This is a genomic window from Shewanella waksmanii ATCC BAA-643 (assembly GCF_000518805.1).
In the GTDB taxonomy this organism is placed as follows: domain Bacteria; phylum Pseudomonadota; class Gammaproteobacteria; order Enterobacterales; family Shewanellaceae; genus Shewanella; species Shewanella waksmanii.
Genome location: NZ_JAEH01000025.1, coordinates 59,019 through 75,700, shown reverse-complemented (window position 1 = coordinate 75,700; position 16,682 = coordinate 59,019). Strand labels below are relative to the sequence as shown.

17 protein-coding genes are annotated in these 16,682 nt (G+C 46.2%); 11 read left to right on the top strand and 6 right to left on the bottom strand.

The window, feature by feature from the left end:
- The 5 genes from L865_RS0112175 to L865_RS23660 form a co-directional block, all read left to right on the top strand.
- Positions 1-1,291: MtrB/PioB family decaheme-associated outer membrane protein (locus tag L865_RS0112175; protein ID WP_028773495.1), on the top strand; the 1,291-nt coding region annotated here is incomplete at its 5' end.
- Positions 1,292-1,306: 15 nt separating this feature from the next.
- Positions 1,307-1,624 (top strand): hypothetical protein, encoded by a 318-nt coding sequence (locus L865_RS26075; RefSeq protein WP_342666130.1) that lies wholly within the window; start codon positions 1,307-1,309, stop codon positions 1,622-1,624.
- A gap of 32 nt (positions 1,625-1,656) precedes the next feature.
- Positions 1,657-3,777, top strand: a complete 2,121-nt coding sequence (locus L865_RS23665; protein WP_342666131.1) for a molybdopterin-dependent oxidoreductase — start codon at positions 1,657-1,659, stop codon at positions 3,775-3,777.
- A 16-nt stretch (positions 3,778-3,793) separates the two neighbouring features.
- Positions 3,794-4,411 carry a DMSO/selenate family reductase complex B subunit gene (locus tag L865_RS0112165; RefSeq protein ID WP_028773494.1) on the top strand — a complete coding sequence of 206 codons (618 nt, stop codon included), beginning with the start codon at positions 3,794-3,796 and terminating at the stop codon, positions 4,409-4,411.
- 48 nt (positions 4,412-4,459) lie between these two features.
- Positions 4,460-5,101 carry a TorD/DmsD family molecular chaperone gene (locus L865_RS23660; RefSeq protein ID WP_051484580.1) on the top strand — a complete coding sequence of 214 codons (642 nt, stop codon included), beginning with the start codon at positions 4,460-4,462 and terminating at the stop codon, positions 5,099-5,101.
- A 55-nt stretch (positions 5,102-5,156) separates the two neighbouring features.
- Here the strand turns inward: L865_RS23660 and argA are convergent, their stop codons facing one another.
- The 4 genes from argA to radC form a co-directional block, all read right to left on the bottom strand.
- Complete coding sequence (gene argA / locus L865_RS0112155; RefSeq protein ID WP_028773493.1) at positions 5,157-6,476, bottom strand: amino-acid N-acetyltransferase; 1,320 nt, start codon at positions 6,474-6,476, stop codon at positions 5,157-5,159.
- Between the two features lie 472 nt (positions 6,477-6,948).
- Positions 6,949-7,122 carry a 50S ribosomal protein L33 gene (gene rpmG / locus L865_RS0112150; protein WP_028773492.1) on the bottom strand — a complete coding sequence of 58 codons (174 nt, stop codon included), beginning with the start codon at positions 7,120-7,122 and terminating at the stop codon, positions 6,949-6,951.
- A 6-nt stretch (positions 7,123-7,128) separates the two neighbouring features.
- Positions 7,129-7,365 carry a 50S ribosomal protein L28 gene (gene rpmB / locus L865_RS0112145; RefSeq protein WP_028773491.1) on the bottom strand — a complete coding sequence of 79 codons (237 nt, stop codon included), beginning with the start codon at positions 7,363-7,365 and terminating at the stop codon, positions 7,129-7,131.
- Positions 7,366-7,477: 112 nt separating this feature from the next.
- Positions 7,478-8,167 carry a RadC family protein gene (gene radC / locus L865_RS0112140; RefSeq protein WP_028773490.1) on the bottom strand — a complete coding sequence of 230 codons (690 nt, stop codon included), beginning with the start codon at positions 8,165-8,167 and terminating at the stop codon, positions 7,478-7,480.
- Positions 8,168-8,361: 194 nt separating this feature from the next.
- Here radC and coaBC point away from each other — a divergent pair, with 194 nt between their 5' ends.
- From coaBC to folE, 5 genes are all read left to right on the top strand, one after another.
- On the top strand, positions 8,362-9,558 hold the full coding sequence (gene coaBC / locus L865_RS0112135; protein WP_028773489.1) for a bifunctional phosphopantothenoylcysteine decarboxylase/phosphopantothenate--cysteine ligase CoaBC: 1,197 nt from the start codon (positions 8,362-8,364) through the stop codon (positions 9,556-9,558).
- Entirely contained in the window at positions 9,555-10,013 is a 459-nt protein-coding gene (dut, locus tag L865_RS0112130; protein ID WP_028773488.1) for a dUTP diphosphatase, read from the top strand. The genes coaBC and dut overlap by 4 nt, the downstream gene beginning before the upstream one ends.
- A gap of 110 nt (positions 10,014-10,123) precedes the next feature.
- Entirely contained in the window at positions 10,124-10,717 is a 594-nt protein-coding gene (slmA, locus tag L865_RS0112125; protein WP_028773487.1) for a nucleoid occlusion factor SlmA, read from the top strand.
- Between the two features lie 187 nt (positions 10,718-10,904).
- The gene (locus L865_RS0112120; protein WP_028773486.1) at positions 10,905-12,866 is read left to right on the top strand and encodes an alpha/beta hydrolase family protein; all 1,962 of its coding nucleotides are present in this window, start codon (positions 10,905-10,907) and stop codon (positions 12,864-12,866) included.
- 238 nt (positions 12,867-13,104) lie between these two features.
- A complete protein-coding gene (gene folE, locus L865_RS0112115; protein WP_028773485.1) occupies positions 13,105-13,749 on the top strand; it encodes a GTP cyclohydrolase I FolE in 645 nt (214 codons plus the stop codon).
- Positions 13,750-14,074: 325 nt separating this feature from the next.
- Here folE and pyrE read toward each other — a convergent pair whose 3' ends face one another.
- Both pyrE and rph read right to left on the bottom strand, forming a co-directional pair.
- Positions 14,075-14,716, bottom strand: a complete 642-nt coding sequence (gene pyrE, locus L865_RS0112110; protein ID WP_028773484.1) for an orotate phosphoribosyltransferase — start codon at positions 14,714-14,716, stop codon at positions 14,075-14,077.
- An 81-nt stretch (positions 14,717-14,797) separates the two neighbouring features.
- Positions 14,798-15,511: a ribonuclease PH gene (gene rph, locus L865_RS0112105; protein WP_028773483.1), complete on the bottom strand. Its 714-nt coding sequence runs from the start codon at positions 15,509-15,511 to the stop codon at positions 14,798-14,800.
- A 302-nt stretch (positions 15,512-15,813) separates the two neighbouring features.
- Here rph and L865_RS0112100 point away from each other — a divergent pair, with 302 nt between their 5' ends.
- A complete protein-coding gene (locus L865_RS0112100; protein ID WP_028773482.1) occupies positions 15,814-16,677 on the top strand; it encodes a YicC/YloC family endoribonuclease in 864 nt (287 codons plus the stop codon).
- Positions 16,678-16,682: the final 5 nt, after the last annotated feature.

The following is a 16,682-nucleotide window of genomic DNA, read 5'->3' as shown; positions in this document are numbered from 1 at the left end:
GGGCAGCTTCTATGAAAACAACATCAATCATTTGAGTTTACCGCATCTCAATGATGTGTACTCAGCCAGTCCAGATAACCAAGCGCATCAGGTTTCGCTTTCGGGTCAATACCAGCTTAACCGTACCGTGATGAGCGGCCGTTTAGTGACGGGGCGGATGATACAAGACGATGACCTTATCCAGATGAGCGGCAACCCGTTGCAAAACTGGGGCGGACAAGTGGACACCTTAGATGGTCGCTTGGCGGTTACGTCGATGTTGACCAACCGTTTGCGCTTAGGCGGCAGTGTCGATTACAGCAAGCGCGACAACAAGAGCTCAGTGGCGGAGTTTGCGCAATACAACTTTAACAGTGTCACGGGGGCCTTTAGGCAAAACACTCCACGGGATTATGAGCGCAATACCTACAAGGTGAACGCCAGTTACCGCATTGCCAGCGGTTACCGTTTGCAGGCGGGGTATAACCGCAAAGAGGTGGAGCGCAGCTTTAGTGAGCGTGAGCAGACCCATGATGACAGTTTGTGGATGAAGTTTAACGTGCGGGCACTGGACAAGTTCAACATCAACCTCAAGGCAGAGCACGCCAATCGCGGTGGCTCAGAGTATGAAGCAGACGCACTGACCTCATCAGAGCAAAACGCCTTGATGCGCAAGTATTACTTGGCAGACCGTACCCGTAATGCGGTTGAGCTGAGTGTTAACCATAGCCCAGTGCATTGGATGAGCTTAGATATCAACACCCGCTATGCCAAGGATGAGTATGACGAGACACAAATCGGCTTAACGGAGTCGGAAGATTATGGCTATGACGTGAGTGTGAGTTTGCAGCTCAGTGAGCATGTGAACGCTTATGGTTTTGCGGGTCAGCAGTGGATTAATTCAGCGCAAGCGGGCAGTCAGTCCTTTGGCAGTGCGGATTGGTACAACGACATTGAAGATGAGTTTACCAATATTGGTGCTGGTTTGAGCTATGGCGGTTTGATGCAGGACAAGTTGACCTTGGGTGTGGATTATTTGTTTAGCAACTCGGTGAGCGACACCTATGTGACGACTGAGGGCACACGGCCTTACGGGGATTACTACAGCTATAACCACAGCGCGAGTGTGTATGCCGATTATGCGCTGAATGAGCAGATGGCATTGAAGTTGAGTTATCGCTATGAGCGTTACTACGACACCGATGCGGCGGTAACCGATGTGAACAGTATTCCGGGTTTAGTGACCTTGGGTGACATCAATCATGACTATAACGCACACCAAGTGATGCTAACTCTCAGTTATTCAATATAAAAAGGTAAACGAATTATGTTAAGACGTGATTTTTTAAAAATCAGTGCAGCCGTCAGCGCTGCAAGCTGTATCACGGGGTGCGGAAAAACAAGCAACAATGCTACTCCTGTGCCACCCACTCCCACTGACGAAACAATGACATGGTCAGCATGTTTAGGTAATTGTGGTCACAACTGCCCATTGCAAGTTTACTCAACAGACGGGGTGATCACTCGCATTGAGTCGCAATGGAGCGAACAAGATGAATATGGTAGCCATCAAACACGTGCATGTTTGAGAGGCCGATCTGTCAGAAAAAAAACCTACTCCCCAGACCGACTTAAACCCCCCTAAAACGCCGCCCTGGGACCAAACGAGGCACTGGTATCTTTGACCCTATTTCATGGGAGCAAGCTTATGCAGAAATAGCTGCAAAGACTGGGGAGCTGCGCAACAATTACGGTAGTAAGTCCATCTATATGCATGCAGGAACAGGGGCTGATTACAGCTTCGCTAGTGGTGATTGCATACGTCGGGCTTTGGCTATGAGCGGTGGTTTTCTTGCGCACTGGGGAAACTACTCTGTAGCACAATCACAAGTCGCCGCTGAAGCCACTTTTGGTCATACCTATGGTGGTGAGGGTTCTCATATCAGCCAACTACGCCATTCTGATTTCTTTATTGCTTTCGGCCACAATCCATTTGAGCTACGCATGTCTGGTTCTGGCGAGCAATACGACATGTTAAAAGCCCTTGAGCATCGCCGTCAAAATGGCGATATCAATGTCGTTTTCGTTGACCCTAGATATACCGACAGTTGTTTAGGCAAAGAAGATAGTTGGTTACCGATACGACCTGGAACGGATGCTGCATTAGCAGAAGCACTGGCATACCAAATGATTAGTTCTGGCTGGGTGGATGCTAACTCAAAAGCATTTCTAGATAGATTTTGCGTTGGATATGATCAAGCATCTATTGAAAATACGCTTGCTGAAAACCCACAACTGCAAGATAAGTATGGCCAATATGTAGATCCAAAAGATAACTACAAAGACTACATTCTAGGCATAGAAAAGTTCGCGGGTTCACCTAAAACCCCTGCATGGGCGTCAGCGATTACCGGTATCGCGGAACAAACAATTATAGAGTTAGCAGACAAACTCATGTCTGCCAAAGCCCCTTACTTTTATGCTGGTGCTTCTTGCAATCGGCAAGCAAACGGTGAACAAACAACTAGGGCGTTGTACATGCTTCCTGCGCTTACGGGTAAATTAGGTCAAATGGGTACGAGTAATGGTGAGCTTGCCAGGGGGCATAAACTCAATCGCGTGACGATGAGCGTAGGTAACAACCCTGTTTCTGAACAACTATTTATGCACAACTTGATCGAAGCCGTAGAGCGCGGCGAAACGATGACGACGCGTAGCCATTCACTCAAGGGGACTGAAGACTTAGATACGCCGCTAGGTACTAATGTTAAAGCGATTTTCTTTGCTGCAAGTAATAGTTTAGTCAACCAGCAAAGTGACATTAACTACACCAAGCGCATTCTTGAAGATGATTCGATGTGTGAGTTGATTGTCGGTGTAGATTGCTTCATGACCTCATCAACCAATATGGCTGACTATGTCTTACCAGCCACGACTTGGTTAGAGTCTAATGACCTGTCAGGACAATCCTATAACTCTGGTGAGTTTGGTTATATCAACTTCTTAGAAGCGGCTTGCGAGCCCATGTTTGAATCTCGCTCTATGTACACCATAGGTAAAGAGCTATGTGAAGCTTTTGGTGGCGATGTTCAAACTTATACCGAAGGTCGGTCTGAAGAACAATGGCTTGAACACCTCTATCAGCAAACCGTTGCTGCCAATTCCGCCCAACAAATGCCTGCCAATTATAAAGAGGCACAAAAAGTCGGTATTCATAAAGAGTTTGCTCCCAAGCCATACATTGCTCTTCAGAGTTTAGTGGAGCAAAACGAACCACTTGCCACTCCTTCAGGAAAAATTGAGTTGTACTCATTTAGTTGGGCGAAGCTCGCAGCCGAGCGGACACCACTATCTGACCAACAAATCGATCAAATAGAGCCGCTAGGTAAATACGTTATCCCTTGGCAAGGTTATGAAGATGAAAACACCAAAGAAGAGTATCCATTGCAAATGGCTTGCTATCACTCAAAGGGTCGCACCCACTCGACTTACCATAACATCCCTTGGCTTCGACAAGCTGTTGAAGATGCTGTTTGGGTAAATCCACTCAATGCACAAGGCCTTCAAGATGGACAAATGGTGACGCTAACCAGTCCGACAGGCTCAATGAAGGTGAAAATGAAAATCACCCCAAGAGTCATGCCTGATGTTATCGCATTGGCAGAGGGCGCTTGGTATCGAGCAGACGCGAGCGGTATCGACATAGGCGGGTGTTTGAACTCCTTGACCAAGTACCACCCAACTCCTGTCACACAAGGTAACCCACAGCACACTATTCGCATTCGCATGTCTGCTTAATTTGGAGTACTAAAAAATGTCTAACAACGTTCAATATGGATTCTTTGTTGATACAGCAAAATGTAGCGGCTGTAAAACCTGCCAAGTAGCATGTAAAGACCGCAGCGAATTACCAACAGATGTTAACTGGCGTCGAGTTTATGAGTATGGCGGCGGACAATGGCAGCGAGGAAGCGATAACACCTTTGAGCAGGATATCTTCTCATACTATGTTTCGGTTGCATGCAACCATTGCTCTAACCCCGTCTGTGTTAAGGCTTGCCCTACCGGTGCCTGCCATAAGCGTAAAGCAGACGGCTTGGTGCATATAAGTGCTTCTGTGTGTATTGGTTGTCAAAGTTGTGCAAGAGCTTGCCCCTATGACGCTCCGCAGTTTGATCAAGCCAAAGGCGTTATGACTAAATGTGATGGCTGCTTCGACCGACTTGAAAAAGGTCGCCTGCCGATATGCGTTGATTCATGCCCATTAAGAGCGATCGATTTTGGCCCTATCGAAGAGCTACGCCAAAAGTACGGCAACAACATGGATATAGTGCCATTACCTAGTTCATCGGTAACCCACCCGAACCTGATAATCAAGGTCAATGTAAATGAACGAAGTGATGGTCGAATTCTAAACCAACACGAAGTGTAAATAGCCTTGAGAGGGATAGCCTCCCTCTCTGTTTTAAGGACTCCAGAAATGCAAAACCGTCTTCAACACTACGCTGCCTCTTGCCGTATTCTTTATAGCCTTTATTACGCCTCTCCAACTGCCAACTGGCTAGGTGAAATATCCACTTCAAAAGTCATCGATTATTGGCCGCAAACCAATACTGAAATGGCAACTACAAGAGAGAAAATTAGCCACTCTCTTGCCCATGATAGCCATGATACTATTCAGCAAGATCACCAAAGATTATTTAAAGGTTTAGGCACGATGCTCGCCTATCCTTGGGGCTCTGTTTATACCGACCGTGACGGATTACTCATGGGGGAAACAGCGCAAGCATTTAAAGCTTTCTGCCTTGAGCTGGGCATTGAGTTGAAACTACCAAATCAACAGCCATGGGACCATATCGGCCTTCAACTGGATGTATTGGCAACACTATTAGATAGTAATGACACAAACGCGATTAGATCATTACTAGGCGAACATATGATGATCTGGGTGCCGACGTTCTTAAATCATGTTAATCGCTCAGCTACAACAGGTTTTTATAACGGCTTTGCCGAGCTAACCCAATCTTTACTGACTCAATTAGTGGACTTATTTGAAGTAGACATCCTACCCATACCAGTCTACGCAAGCATTTCGCCCCATAATGAACAAGTAGCTAGCTGAATGAGTGGCTGCAAAAACAACAATGCCAACATCACTGTTGGCATTGTTGAACCTATTACAGCTCTAAAGCGAGTATTTTCGACTTGCGCTGATAGTTATAAAGCTGCTTTTTCTTATCGGGTAAGGCATCTACATCAACAATTTCAAAGCCATGCTCTAAGAACCAATGAATACTGCGAGTGGTCAATGCAAATAACCGAGAGTAACCACGCACCCGCGCTTGGCCAATAATGTTTTGTAGCAACAAGCTACCACGATCGGCATCGCGATAATCTGGGTGCACCACCAAGCAAGCAAACTCACCGGCGTTATCTTCTTCAAATGGATAGAATGCCGCACAGCCAATCACTAAGCTGTCACGTTCAATCAGCATAAACTGCTCAATCTCCATTTCAAGCTGCTCACGGGAGCGACGCACCAAGATGCCTTTTTCTTCTAGCGGCCTGATAAGGTCTAAAATACCACCAATATCACCAATATTGGCCCGGCGTAATCGCTCAGCACTCTCGGTTACAATCTGAGTACCAATGCCATCACGGGAGAACAGCTCTTGCAACAGCGCACCATCGTCGAGGTAACTCACAAAGTGGCAGCGCGCCACGCCATTACGACAGGCATCAATACTGGCTTTCAAGAACGCTTTAGTACCAACACATAAATTATCTTGCTCAGTAATACCCGACAAGATTTGCTGTGCATCGGTTGGCATTAATTCAGCCAACACTTCACCGGTTTCGTCTAAGATACCTTTTTGCGAGCTGAAGCCAATCATCTTGTCAGCATTGATTTTAACCGCAATTTGGGTGGCAACCTCTTCGGCAGTTAAGTTAAAGCTTTCACCGGTCACTGAGGCAGCCACAGGGCCTAATAAGACTATGCCGCCATTATCAAGCTGCGAACGCAGGCCCACCACGTCAATACGGCGCACCTTGCCACTCAGGCAGTAATCCACACCATTATCGATACCCAAAGGCTGGGCTATGACAAAGTTACCACTCACAACGTTAATCTGTGTGCCCTGCATTGGTGTATTGCTCAGGCTCATTGATAGCCTAGCGGTAATATCCAGCTGTAGCCCACCCACAACCTGTTTGATCACTTTAAAAGCGTCTTCTTCGGTGATACGGATGCCGTTGTAATACTCGGGGATTAACTGGTGCTGCGCCAGCGCTTCATCGATTTGCGGCCTGGCACCATGCACCAGCACCATCTTGATGCCCAGGCTATGCAATAGCGCAATGTCGTTGATGATTGAGCGAAACTGACCTTGGGCCAGCGCTTCTCCACCTAACATCACCACAAATGTTTTGCCCCTGTGTGCATTAACATAGGAAGCGGAATGACGAAAACCATCGACGAGTTCGGTAGTACGCACAGGTGTTAACCTCAAATAAGCTCGATTTCTGCCGAGCAGGAATAAGAAGTCAATATTATTGCATTTTAATTCACTTTAAAAGCATTTAATTGCAACCATGGGATATCAATCGCCTTAATGGAGAGTTTTTATACCAATCAGTATAAACATTTAGTCGCTCAGCGAGAATTTAGCGGTTCTGAGGCAAGGCAACGAGTGAAGAGCATAGTTATTCTACGGTTAAGCTCGTTAACACAGCATCAGAATCGCTAAAACTCGCCATTGTGGCGCGTTTTAGGCTGCCTACTTCTGCGTTGAATAATTTCACAAGGGAACAACCATTGTTTCAATACTTACTTTGAATTAGTTTGCCTAAAGCGCGCTGAGTAGATCAAATTCTTATACTGATTGGTATTATGCATTTTTATCAAAAAAAGCAAAAAAAAAGCCCCTAATCGAAATTAGAGGCTTTTTAGAAAGTTAATATCAAGGATTACTTGATTTTAGCTTCCTTGTACATAACGTGCTGACGAATAACAGGATCAAATTTCTTGATCTCCATTTTTTCAGGCATGTTACGCTTGTTTTTTTCAGTCGTGTAGAAATGACCAGTTTTAGCGCTAGAAACTAGCTTGATCTTCTCACGGTTACCTTTAGCTTTAGCCATGGTTTATTACACCTTCTCGCCGCGGGCACGAAGTTCTGCAATAACAACTTCGATACCTTTCTTATCGATAATACGCATACCTTTAGTAGATACACGTAATTGTACGAAACGCTTTTCGTCTTCTAACCAGAAACGGTGGTTCTGTAGGTTAGGTAAAAAACGACGACGAGTCGCGTTTTTCGCGTGCGAACGGTTGTTACCAACCATTGGTCGCTTGCCAGTTACTTGGCATACTCTTGACATGTCAATCTTCTCCAAAAACAATTTAACGCTCGAGCATTAATGTACCTCGAATATGGCCGTCGCCCGAGGCACACAAAGAGGGCGCATTTTATACAGGATCTAAAATCAAAGATCAAGGGATAGTTGAATCTATCCATCCCCTCTCTGCAAACGAAACTATGTCGCGATCGCCTACAACCATATGGTCTAGCAAGGAAACATCTATCGTTGCTAGTGCTTGTTTCAATCGCTCAGTAATTCGCCGATCAGCATGACTTGGCTCAGCCACCCCGGAAGGATGGTTGTGGCAAACAATCACTGCTGCGGCTTTTTCTTCGAGTACCAACTTAACCACTTCACGCGGATAAACAGATGCTGAATCTATGGTGCCGCGAAACAATTCAACGAATTGAATCACCCGATGCTGGCTATCTAGTAATAAAATACCAAACACCTCATAGGCACGATCCGCTAATTGTCTCATTAAATAGTCCCGAGTTAAATCAGGATCTGTTAAAAATTTGCCTCTTTGCAGCTTTTCTTCAAAAATTCTGCGGCTTATTTCTTGTGCAGCCTGTAATTGTGCGTATTTTACTGGCCCAATTCCGGCAATTTGGCACACTTGCTGTTTCGAAGCGCTAAATAATGCCCGCAAACCACCAAAGTGACTAATCAACTCTCGTGCTAATGCCACCGCACTTTGACCATGCAGGCCATTACGCAGCAAAACTGCCAATAATTCCGCTTCTGACAACTGCTGCGGTCCAAACTTTAGCAATTTATCTCGTGGTCCCTCACCCTCGGGCCAATGTTTAATGGCCATAGCAACCTCCTTGTTGCATTTAAAACGTTACTGGTTATCTGCCGCTTACTGGCTGCGATAAAACAGCAGCAATAATTCAACAGGCGCTAACAAGTATGGCTGATTTTTTTCAATCTGTGTCATCAACTTGGATTGGTTTATGCTATCGTTAGCCCCACGCCAATATGGCAAGCTTGTAGAGAAAAGAGAAGATAATGGCTTTAACTGGTAAAAAAATCTTATTAGGCATTGGTGGTGGGATTGCCGCCTATAAATCTGCTGATTTAGTGCGCCGTTTAAAAGAGCGCGGTGCCGATGTCCGAGTGGTAATGAGCCAAAGCGCAACCACCTTTATCACCCCGTTAACTTTGCAAGCGTTGAGCGGCCATCCGGTAGCCTTAGATCTGCTCGACCCAGCCGCCGAAGCTGCAATGGGACACATTGAACTCGCCCGTTGGGCTGATTTAATGATTGTCGCCCCTGCAACGGCTAATTTAATTGCCAGAATTAACGCCGGCATGGCTGATGAACTCATTACCACCACCTGTTTAGCCACAGAAGCGCCAATTGCTATCTGTCCGGCCATGAACCAACAGATGTATGCCAATCCAGCAACACAAGCCAATATTAACGCAGTTGGCCAACGGGGCATCCATATTTGGGGCCCTGCCAGTGGCGAGCAAGCCTGTGGCGAAGTGGGTATGGGGCGCATGGAAGAACCACTGGCAATTGTTGATCGCGCCGTTAAGTTTTTTGGCCCAAAGCCATTAGCAGGTAAACACCTGCTGTTAACCGCAGGCCCGACTCGCGAAGCTATCGACCCTGTGCGCTACATCTCTAACCATAGCTCTGGCAAAATGGGCTTTGCAATCGCCGCTGCGGCCACACAAATGGGCGCTAAGGTCACCTTAGTGACCGGGCCTGTTAGCTTAGCGACACCAACTGGCGTAACGCGCATTGATGTGCAATCAACAGAACAAATGCTCGCTGCGGTATTAAACCATGTTGAGGCTGCCGATATCTTTATTGGTTGTGCCGCAGTTTGCGACTACCGCGTAGATAACATCGCCAACGAAAAAATTAAAAAGTCTGCCGAGCAAATGCAACTTGCACTGGTACGCAATCCTGATATCTTGGCGACGGTTGCCGCACATCAGTCGCGCCCATTTACGGTTGGCTTTGCCGCCGAAACCCAAGATGTGGCCCACTATGCCAAAGATAAACTGCAGCGTAAAAAGCTTGATATGATTGCCGCTAACGATGTGTCTAATCCGGCGCAAGGCTTTAATAGTGACGACAACGCTCTCACGGTATTTTGGCCACAAGGCGAGCAAGCACTCAATGTGACCGACAAATACACGTTAGCCACCCAACTCCTTTCACTTATTGCAGAGCAAATAACAAACCCATGAAGACGCCAATTGAACTTAAAATCCTCGACTCGCGTATAGGCTCTGAATTCCCGACTCCGGCCTACGCCACTAGCGGCAGTGCCGGTATGGATTTACGCGCCATGATTGATACAACCATGGTGATTAAACCGGGCGAAACCGTATTGATCCCAACCGGAATAGCTGTACACGTGGCAGACCCAAGTTTAGCGGCGGTCATTTTGCCGCGCTCAGGCCTTGGCCACAAACACGGTATTGTATTGGGCAACTTAGTGGGATTAATCGACTCTGACTATCAAGGACCGTTAATGGTCTCTTGCTGGAATCGCAGTCAGCAGCCTTTTACGTTAGAAATTGGTGACCGGCTGGCTCAGTTGGTATTTGTGCCTGTGGTGCAAGCAGAGTTTAAGCTAGTGGATGAGTTTGATAGCTCTGATAGAGGCCAAGGTGGCTTTGGCCATTCTGGCACTAAATAGCTTACTGCTTGGCAAAACAATAGATAAACGCGTGTTAAAACGCACATAATAAGAGAGCATATAAGGCCGATTAGTCGCCTTAGGCTCCAGTGGTATTTAAAGGAAACATCATGGCCGCGAGCCCGAAAAAAAATCGTCGTGAACATATTCTGCAATGCTTAGCTACTATGCTAGAAACCAGCCCTGGCCAACGTATCACTACCGCAAAACTCGCGGCAGAGGTCGGCGTTTCAGAAGCAGCGCTATATCGTCACTTCCCAAGTAAAGCACGGATGTTTGAGGGCTTAATCGACTTTATTGAAGAGTCGTTACTAACACGCATCAATCTCATCATGGATGAAGAGAAAGACACCATGAGACGTTGCCAACTATTACTGCAACTTTTATTGATATTTGCTGAACGTAACCCGGGCATCTCACGGGTACTTAATGGCGATGCACTGCTGGGTGAGAACGAGCGACTACGTAATCGCACCGGGCAAATCTTTGCCAAAGTCGAAACCCATCTTAAACAAATCCTGCGCGAAAAAACCTTACGTGAAGGCAAAGGTTTTTCAATCGATGAAGGTATTTTGGCCAACTTACTGCTTGCCGTAGCCGAAGGCCGCATTGCCCAGTTTGTCCGCAGCGACTTTAAGCAAAAACCCACCAGCCACTTCCAAGAGCAATGGGGCTTTATTCAGCAGCAACTGCTACAAAGTTAAACAATTTAGTGCCACATTAGGCATAAATGCTATCGAGATAGTGCAGCCAAGATTCTGAGTGATTAAGCTGCACCATCTTGATAATTTGTATAACGATTATTCACTTGTCCACGCAATACTTTTGTATTACTCTTGCCAAAATAACGCTTAATTATAAACAACATATACACATAACAAGGACGTGTTTATGAAACTAATCATGTGGTTTAGTTTTGTTATTTGGTGCTTTTTTAGCACAAACAGTAACGCCTCTGAGACTGAGCTGGTTGAACAATTCAGCCGTGCATCTGAATTCAGTCAAATCAAGATATCGCCAACAGGTAAATACCTCAGCGCTATTGTGCCTAAAGATGGCAAAGACGCGCTATTAATTCTCGACGCAAAAACAAAGAAGCCAACCAATGTAGTCCACTTTGAATCGAACGCTCAAGTCGGAACATATGAATGGGTTAACGAAGAACGCGTAGTACTAGCAAAGACCTATTTAAAAGGCTGGAGCGATCACCCTTTATACTACGGTGAGCTAATGGCAGTAAATGCTGATGGCAGCCGTCAAGCCTATTTATTTGGTTATAAGGGTGGCCAGCAAGTCGGATCACGTATTAAACGAAATACAGCAATCAGCGCCACAGCCTACATTTTCGATCCACTTCCTGAAAACGATAAATACATGCTAGTCAAAGCATTACCATGGGGAAATGGCAGTAGCAATACATCGGAAAACAAGCAACAAATCTATCGAGTTGATGTATACAAAGGCACCCGCAAGAAAATAGCCACTGCCCCAATCCCTTATGCTCAATTTCTTACTGACCATGACGGCAAAGTTCGCTTTGTAAGTGGCACAAATGATTACGTGAACTCACAACTATTCTATCGAAAAGATGGCAAATGGGTTGATACTAAAAACCTCAATTTAGATCTAAAAGAGATACGTCCACTTGCTTTCAACAGCGACAACACTGGTGTGTATATCCTTGGCTCAGAAGCAGGCAAAACCCAAGGTGTTTTCTTACTAGATATCAATACGGGGACTAAAAAACTAGTCAGCCGCGATGAAGTGGTTGATCCCAATAACATTTGGATTGATAGAATATCTAAGAATTTATACGCCATTGAGTACCAAAATGGCTATCCAACCTATGAATTTATTGATAAAAACGATGAACATTCTATTATTCTAAAACAATTACTTAAAGCCCTGCCCGGTCACCAAGTACACTTAGTTAGCCAGACTAATGATGCGAGTCAATTGGTGATTAAAGCCTTTAATGACCGCAACCCTGGCGACTATTATGTTTTTCATAGCAAAAAAAAGCAGCTCGAATACCTAGTGTCAGCTAAAAAATGGCTCGACCCCGAGTTGATGGCTGAAATGAAGCCCATTAGCTTTACAGCCCGCGACGGCAAAACCATTCACGGATACTTAACCCTGCCCCATGGTGTCGACCCTAAAAACTTGCCTTTAGTGGTTAACCCCCATGGTGGCCCTCACGGCCCACGTGACTGGTGGGGCTTTGACTCACAAAACCAAATGATAGCTAGTAAAGGCGCAGCCGTGTTGCAGGTTAACTTTCGTGGATCGGGCGGCTACGGGTTAGATTTTGAACATGCCGGTCATCAAAAATGGGGCACCGATATTCAATATGACATTATTGATGCCACCCGCTATGTGATTGACCAAGGCTATGTAGACAAAGACCGTGTGTGTATAGTCGGCGGCAGTTTTGGTGGCTATTCGGCACTGCAAAGCCCAATCATCGAGCCTGACATGTTTAAGTGTGCAATTGGTTTTGCCGGCGTGTATGACCTTGAGCTGATGTTTAATAAGGGCGACGTACCTGGACGCCGCGCGGGTAAGCGTTATCTCAACAAAGTGCTCGGTAAAGATGAAAAAGTCTTGCAGCAGATGTCACCTAGCCACAACACCGACAAGCTCAAAACCAACTTATTATTAGTGCATGGCGGAGAAGATGAACGCGCACCAATTGAGCAACTTGAAGCCTTAGAAGCAGACCTTAAAAAGCACAACTATCCCTATGAAAAATTAGTAATGGATGATGAAGGCCATGGCTTCTACAGCGACGCCCATCGCGCTAAGTATTACCAACAAATGCTGAGCTTCTTGCAAGAGAACCTTAGACTGTAATAGCCGCAGAAATTGGTCAGCAAACTGAAAAAACCTATCATCACGATAGGTTTTTTCAGTAATTCCTTACTTTTTACGGGTATAAATTGACGCCATTTCACGGTATCCTCCTTGCCCCGTTGTTGACTGTTTAACTCAAACAGAGCAACTATAATGACTATTAAACCCGCTAAAGCCCCAAGCAATTGCTCGCTTTAGCCACTGTAAGTTAACCACTGGCAGTATAGTGGAGGATCTCATGGCACTTAGTGAATCAGCACAGCTAGTACAACAAGCACTCTTAGATCGCGGTTTAGAAACCCCGATGCTACCTTGTGGACTTGATGCCGAGCAGCGCAAAGAAAAAATCGAACACCATATGCGTGAGATTTTAACCTTAATGTCATTAGATTTGCGTGACGACAGCTTAATTGAAACCCCTAAGCGTATTGCCAAAATGTATGTCGATGAGATTTTCTCGGGGCTCGATTACCAGAACTTCCCTAAAATCACCGTCATTGAAAACAAAATGGGCTTTGATGAAATGGTAAAGGTAAAGGATATCAGCCTAACCAGCACCTGCGAGCATCACTTAGTGACCATTGATGGCCTAGCAACAGTGGCCTACTTGCCGCGTAAGAACATTATCGGCCTGTCTAAAATTAACCGTATTGTGCGCTTTTTTGCCCAACGCCCACAGGTACAAGAGCGCCTAACCCAACAAGTGTTAGTGGCGTTGCAAACCCTGCTAGAAACCAAAGATGTCGCGGTAAAAATGGACGCGGTACATTACTGCGTTAAATCACGCGGCGTGATGGACTCAACCAGCTCAACCACCACCACGGCCCTTGGCGGAATTTTCAAGTCAAACCCGGCTACCCGCGCTGAGTTCCTGTCGCAGTAATACCAATCAGTATAAGAATTTGATCTACTCAGCGCGCTTTGGGCAAACTAATTCAAGGCGAATGATTGAAACAATGGTTGTTCCCTTGTGAAATTATTCAACGCAGAAGTAGGCAGCCTAAAACGCGCCAGAGTGTTTCATTCCACTCGTTGCCTTACCTCAGAACCGCTAAATTCTCGCTGAGTGACTAAATGTTTATACTGATTGGTATAACAAGCGACTCAACCGCCAAACATAAAAAACGCCACGGATTAACGTGGCGTTTTTGTATCATCAATAAGCTGTTGATGTTCTAGCTTGGCGCTAACACATCCGCAAAGCTCAATTAGATGCCGTATTGGTCGCGATAAGCACTTACCGCTGCAAGCTGTGCTTCCATGCCTGATTTTTCAGACAAGTAGCTAATCAAATCTTCTAGCTTCACAATCGATACGATTTCGCAGCCAAAGTCGCGCTCAACTTCTTGAATCGCTGACAGCTCGCCCTTACCTTTCTCTTGGCGGTCAAGTGCAATCAATACACCGGCCAGCTTAGCTTGTGCCGCTTCAATAATCTCCATTGACTCACGGATTGCCGTGCCAGCGGTGATCACATCATCAACCAACATCACGCGGCCTTTAAGCTCGCTACCGACTAGGCTGCCACCTTCCCCGTGCTGTTTCTTCTCTTTACGGTTAAAGCAGTAAGGCATATCAATATCGTGGTGCTCACACAATGCCACAGCGGTAGTCGTCGCAATTGGAATACCTTTGTAAGCAGGGCCAAATAGCAAGTCATGTTCAATGCCAGAATCAACCAACGCCGCCGCATAAAAACGACCCAGGCGGGCTAAATCACGGCCAGTATTAAACAAGCCAGCATTAAAGAAATAAGGGCTAGTGCGGCCCGACTTAAGCGTAAATTCGCCAAATCTTAGTACTTGGCGCTCTAATGCAAACTCAATAAACTCACGCTGATAGGCTTTCACAACCACTCCTCACTTATCATTTTTTCTGGGTAAAAAGGTTTAAAAAAAGGATCCCGTAGGACCCTTAATTGTTTTTCTATTTTAGTTTAACGAGGCTTTTTGCACATCGACAATCTCGCGAATGCCGTGTTTAGCCAGCTCAAGTAGGCTCATTAGCTCTTCGTGGCTAAATGGCTCACCTTCTGCAGTGCCTTGAATTTCAATAATCTTACCGGTTTCGGTCATCACTACATTCATGTCAGTTTCAGCAGCGCTGTCTTCAACATATTCTAAATCGCAAATCGGCTCGCCTTTATAAATGCCTACACTCACTGCAGCAATCAGGAACTTAAGCGGGTTGGTTTTCAAAATGCCTTTACCGCGTGCCCAATTAAGCGCATCAACCAAGGCCACACACGCACCGGTGATCGCCGCAGTACGCGTACCGCCATCTGCTTGAATTACATCACAGTCAATCACAATGGTGTTTTCGCCTAGCGCTTTCATGTCTACCGCTGCGCGCAATGAACGACCAATAAGACGTTGAATTTCTTGCGTACGACCAGACTGCTTACCACGTGCCGCTTCACGGTTCATGCGGCTGTGGGTAGAGCGTGGTAACATGCCGTATTCAGCTGTCACCCAACCTTGGCCTTGGCCCTTAAGGAAGCGTGGCACACCCTCTTCAAAGCTTGCAGTACACAACACCTTAGTGTCACCAAACTCAACTAAGACAGAGCCTTCGGCATGGGCCGTAAACTGGCGAGTAATTGTCACCGGACGAGATTGGGCGGGCGTTCTGTCACTTGGGCGCATAGAAGGTTCCTGTATTAAAAATAAACAAAGCGATTTTGGCTGCATATTATAGGGGCTAGCGCGCCTATATGCCATGACATTCAGCCAACAAGCTTAAACAGTGGCGGATGACTCACAATCAAACGCCAACAAAGACCAGTCAATCAAGCTAACCTAACAGCATATCATCGCGTAAAATCACTGACTTAAAACCCTAAGTTGCCACCCTATCCTTGATACTTCAGGCAATTACTTTGACCATTACCACGATAGGTCTATAATCGGCATTCACTTTGACGAATAAATAACACCGGACCCACTTCATGATCCAAAGCATGACAGCCTACGCTCGAATAGAGCACAAAGCACAATGGGGTAATGCCTCATGGGAAATTCGCTCTGTTAACCAGCGCTATTTAGAAACCTATCTGCGTCTGCCTGAGCATTTTCGCAACCTAGAGCCCATGCTGCGAGACCGCCTGCGCAAGCGATTAAACCGCGGTAAAGTTGAAGTGAACCTGCGTTACGACATCAAAGACGATGACAACAACGAGCTACAACTCAACCAAGACTTAGCCAAGCAAGTGATTCAAGCGGCCAACTGGGTACGTGACCAAGCTAGCCAAGGCGAGCTAAACGTGGTTGACGTACTACGCTGGCCAGGTGTGATGTCGAGCTCAGAGCAAGACATGGATGCCCTAGGCAAAGAGCTGCTTACCGCCTTTGACAGCGCCATAGACCAATTTATTGAAGCCCGTGGCCGCGAAGGCGAAGCCATTAAAACCATGCTAGACACCCGCCTTGACGCCATTGCTGAACAAGTAGCCGTAGTACGTGAGCACATGCCTGCCGTTATGCAATGGCAACGCGAAAAGCTCACTAACCGTTTAGCAGAAATTAAAGAAGATTTAGACCCAGCACGTCTAGAGCAAGAGATGGTGATTTTGGCACAAAAGATGGACGTTGCCGAAGAGATGGACCGCCTCGACGCCCACGTTGAAGAAACTCGCCGCATCCTTAAGAAAGGTGGCGCACAAGGCCGCCGTTTAGACTTTATGATGCAAGAATTCAACCGCGAATCTAACACCTTAGCCTCTAAATCCATCAGCGCTGAAGTCACGGCAGCAGCGGTCGAGCTCAAAGTACTGATTGAGCAAATGCGCGAGCAGATCCAGAACGTAGAGTAAGCGTT

Excerpts from the sequence above, each read along its gene's own strand:
- L865_RS23660 (WP_051484580.1), top strand. The coding sequence starts at position 4,460 with ATGCAAAACCGTCTTCAACACTACGCTGCCTCTTGCCGTATTCTTTAT.
- folE (WP_028773485.1), top strand. The coding sequence starts at position 13,105 with ATGGCACTTAGTGAATCAGCACAGCTAGTACAACAAGCACTCTTAGAT.
- L865_RS0112165 (WP_028773494.1), top strand. The coding sequence starts at position 3,794 with ATGTCTAACAACGTTCAATATGGATTCTTTGTTGATACAGCAAAATGT.
- L865_RS0112100 (WP_028773482.1), top strand. The coding sequence starts at position 15,814 with ATGATCCAAAGCATGACAGCCTACGCTCGAATAGAGCACAAAGCACAA.
- rpmG (WP_028773492.1), bottom strand. The coding sequence starts at position 7,122 with ATGGCTAAAGCTAAAGGTAACCGTGAGAAGATCAAGCTAGTTTCTAGC.
- coaBC (WP_028773489.1), top strand. The coding sequence starts at position 8,362 with ATGGCTTTAACTGGTAAAAAAATCTTATTAGGCATTGGTGGTGGGATT.
- dut (WP_028773488.1), top strand. The coding sequence starts at position 9,555 with ATGAAGACGCCAATTGAACTTAAAATCCTCGACTCGCGTATAGGCTCT.
- slmA (WP_028773487.1), top strand. The coding sequence starts at position 10,124 with ATGGCCGCGAGCCCGAAAAAAAATCGTCGTGAACATATTCTGCAATGC.
- radC (WP_028773490.1), bottom strand. The coding sequence starts at position 8,167 with ATGGCCATTAAACATTGGCCCGAGGGTGAGGGACCACGAGATAAATTG.
- rph (WP_028773483.1), bottom strand. The coding sequence starts at position 15,511 with ATGCGCCCAAGTGACAGAACGCCCGCCCAATCTCGTCCGGTGACAATT.
- rpmB (WP_028773491.1), bottom strand. The coding sequence starts at position 7,365 with ATGTCAAGAGTATGCCAAGTAACTGGCAAGCGACCAATGGTTGGTAAC.
- L865_RS0112120 (WP_028773486.1), top strand. The coding sequence starts at position 10,905 with ATGAAACTAATCATGTGGTTTAGTTTTGTTATTTGGTGCTTTTTTAGC.
- L865_RS26075 (WP_342666130.1), top strand. The coding sequence starts at position 1,307 with ATGTTAAGACGTGATTTTTTAAAAATCAGTGCAGCCGTCAGCGCTGCA.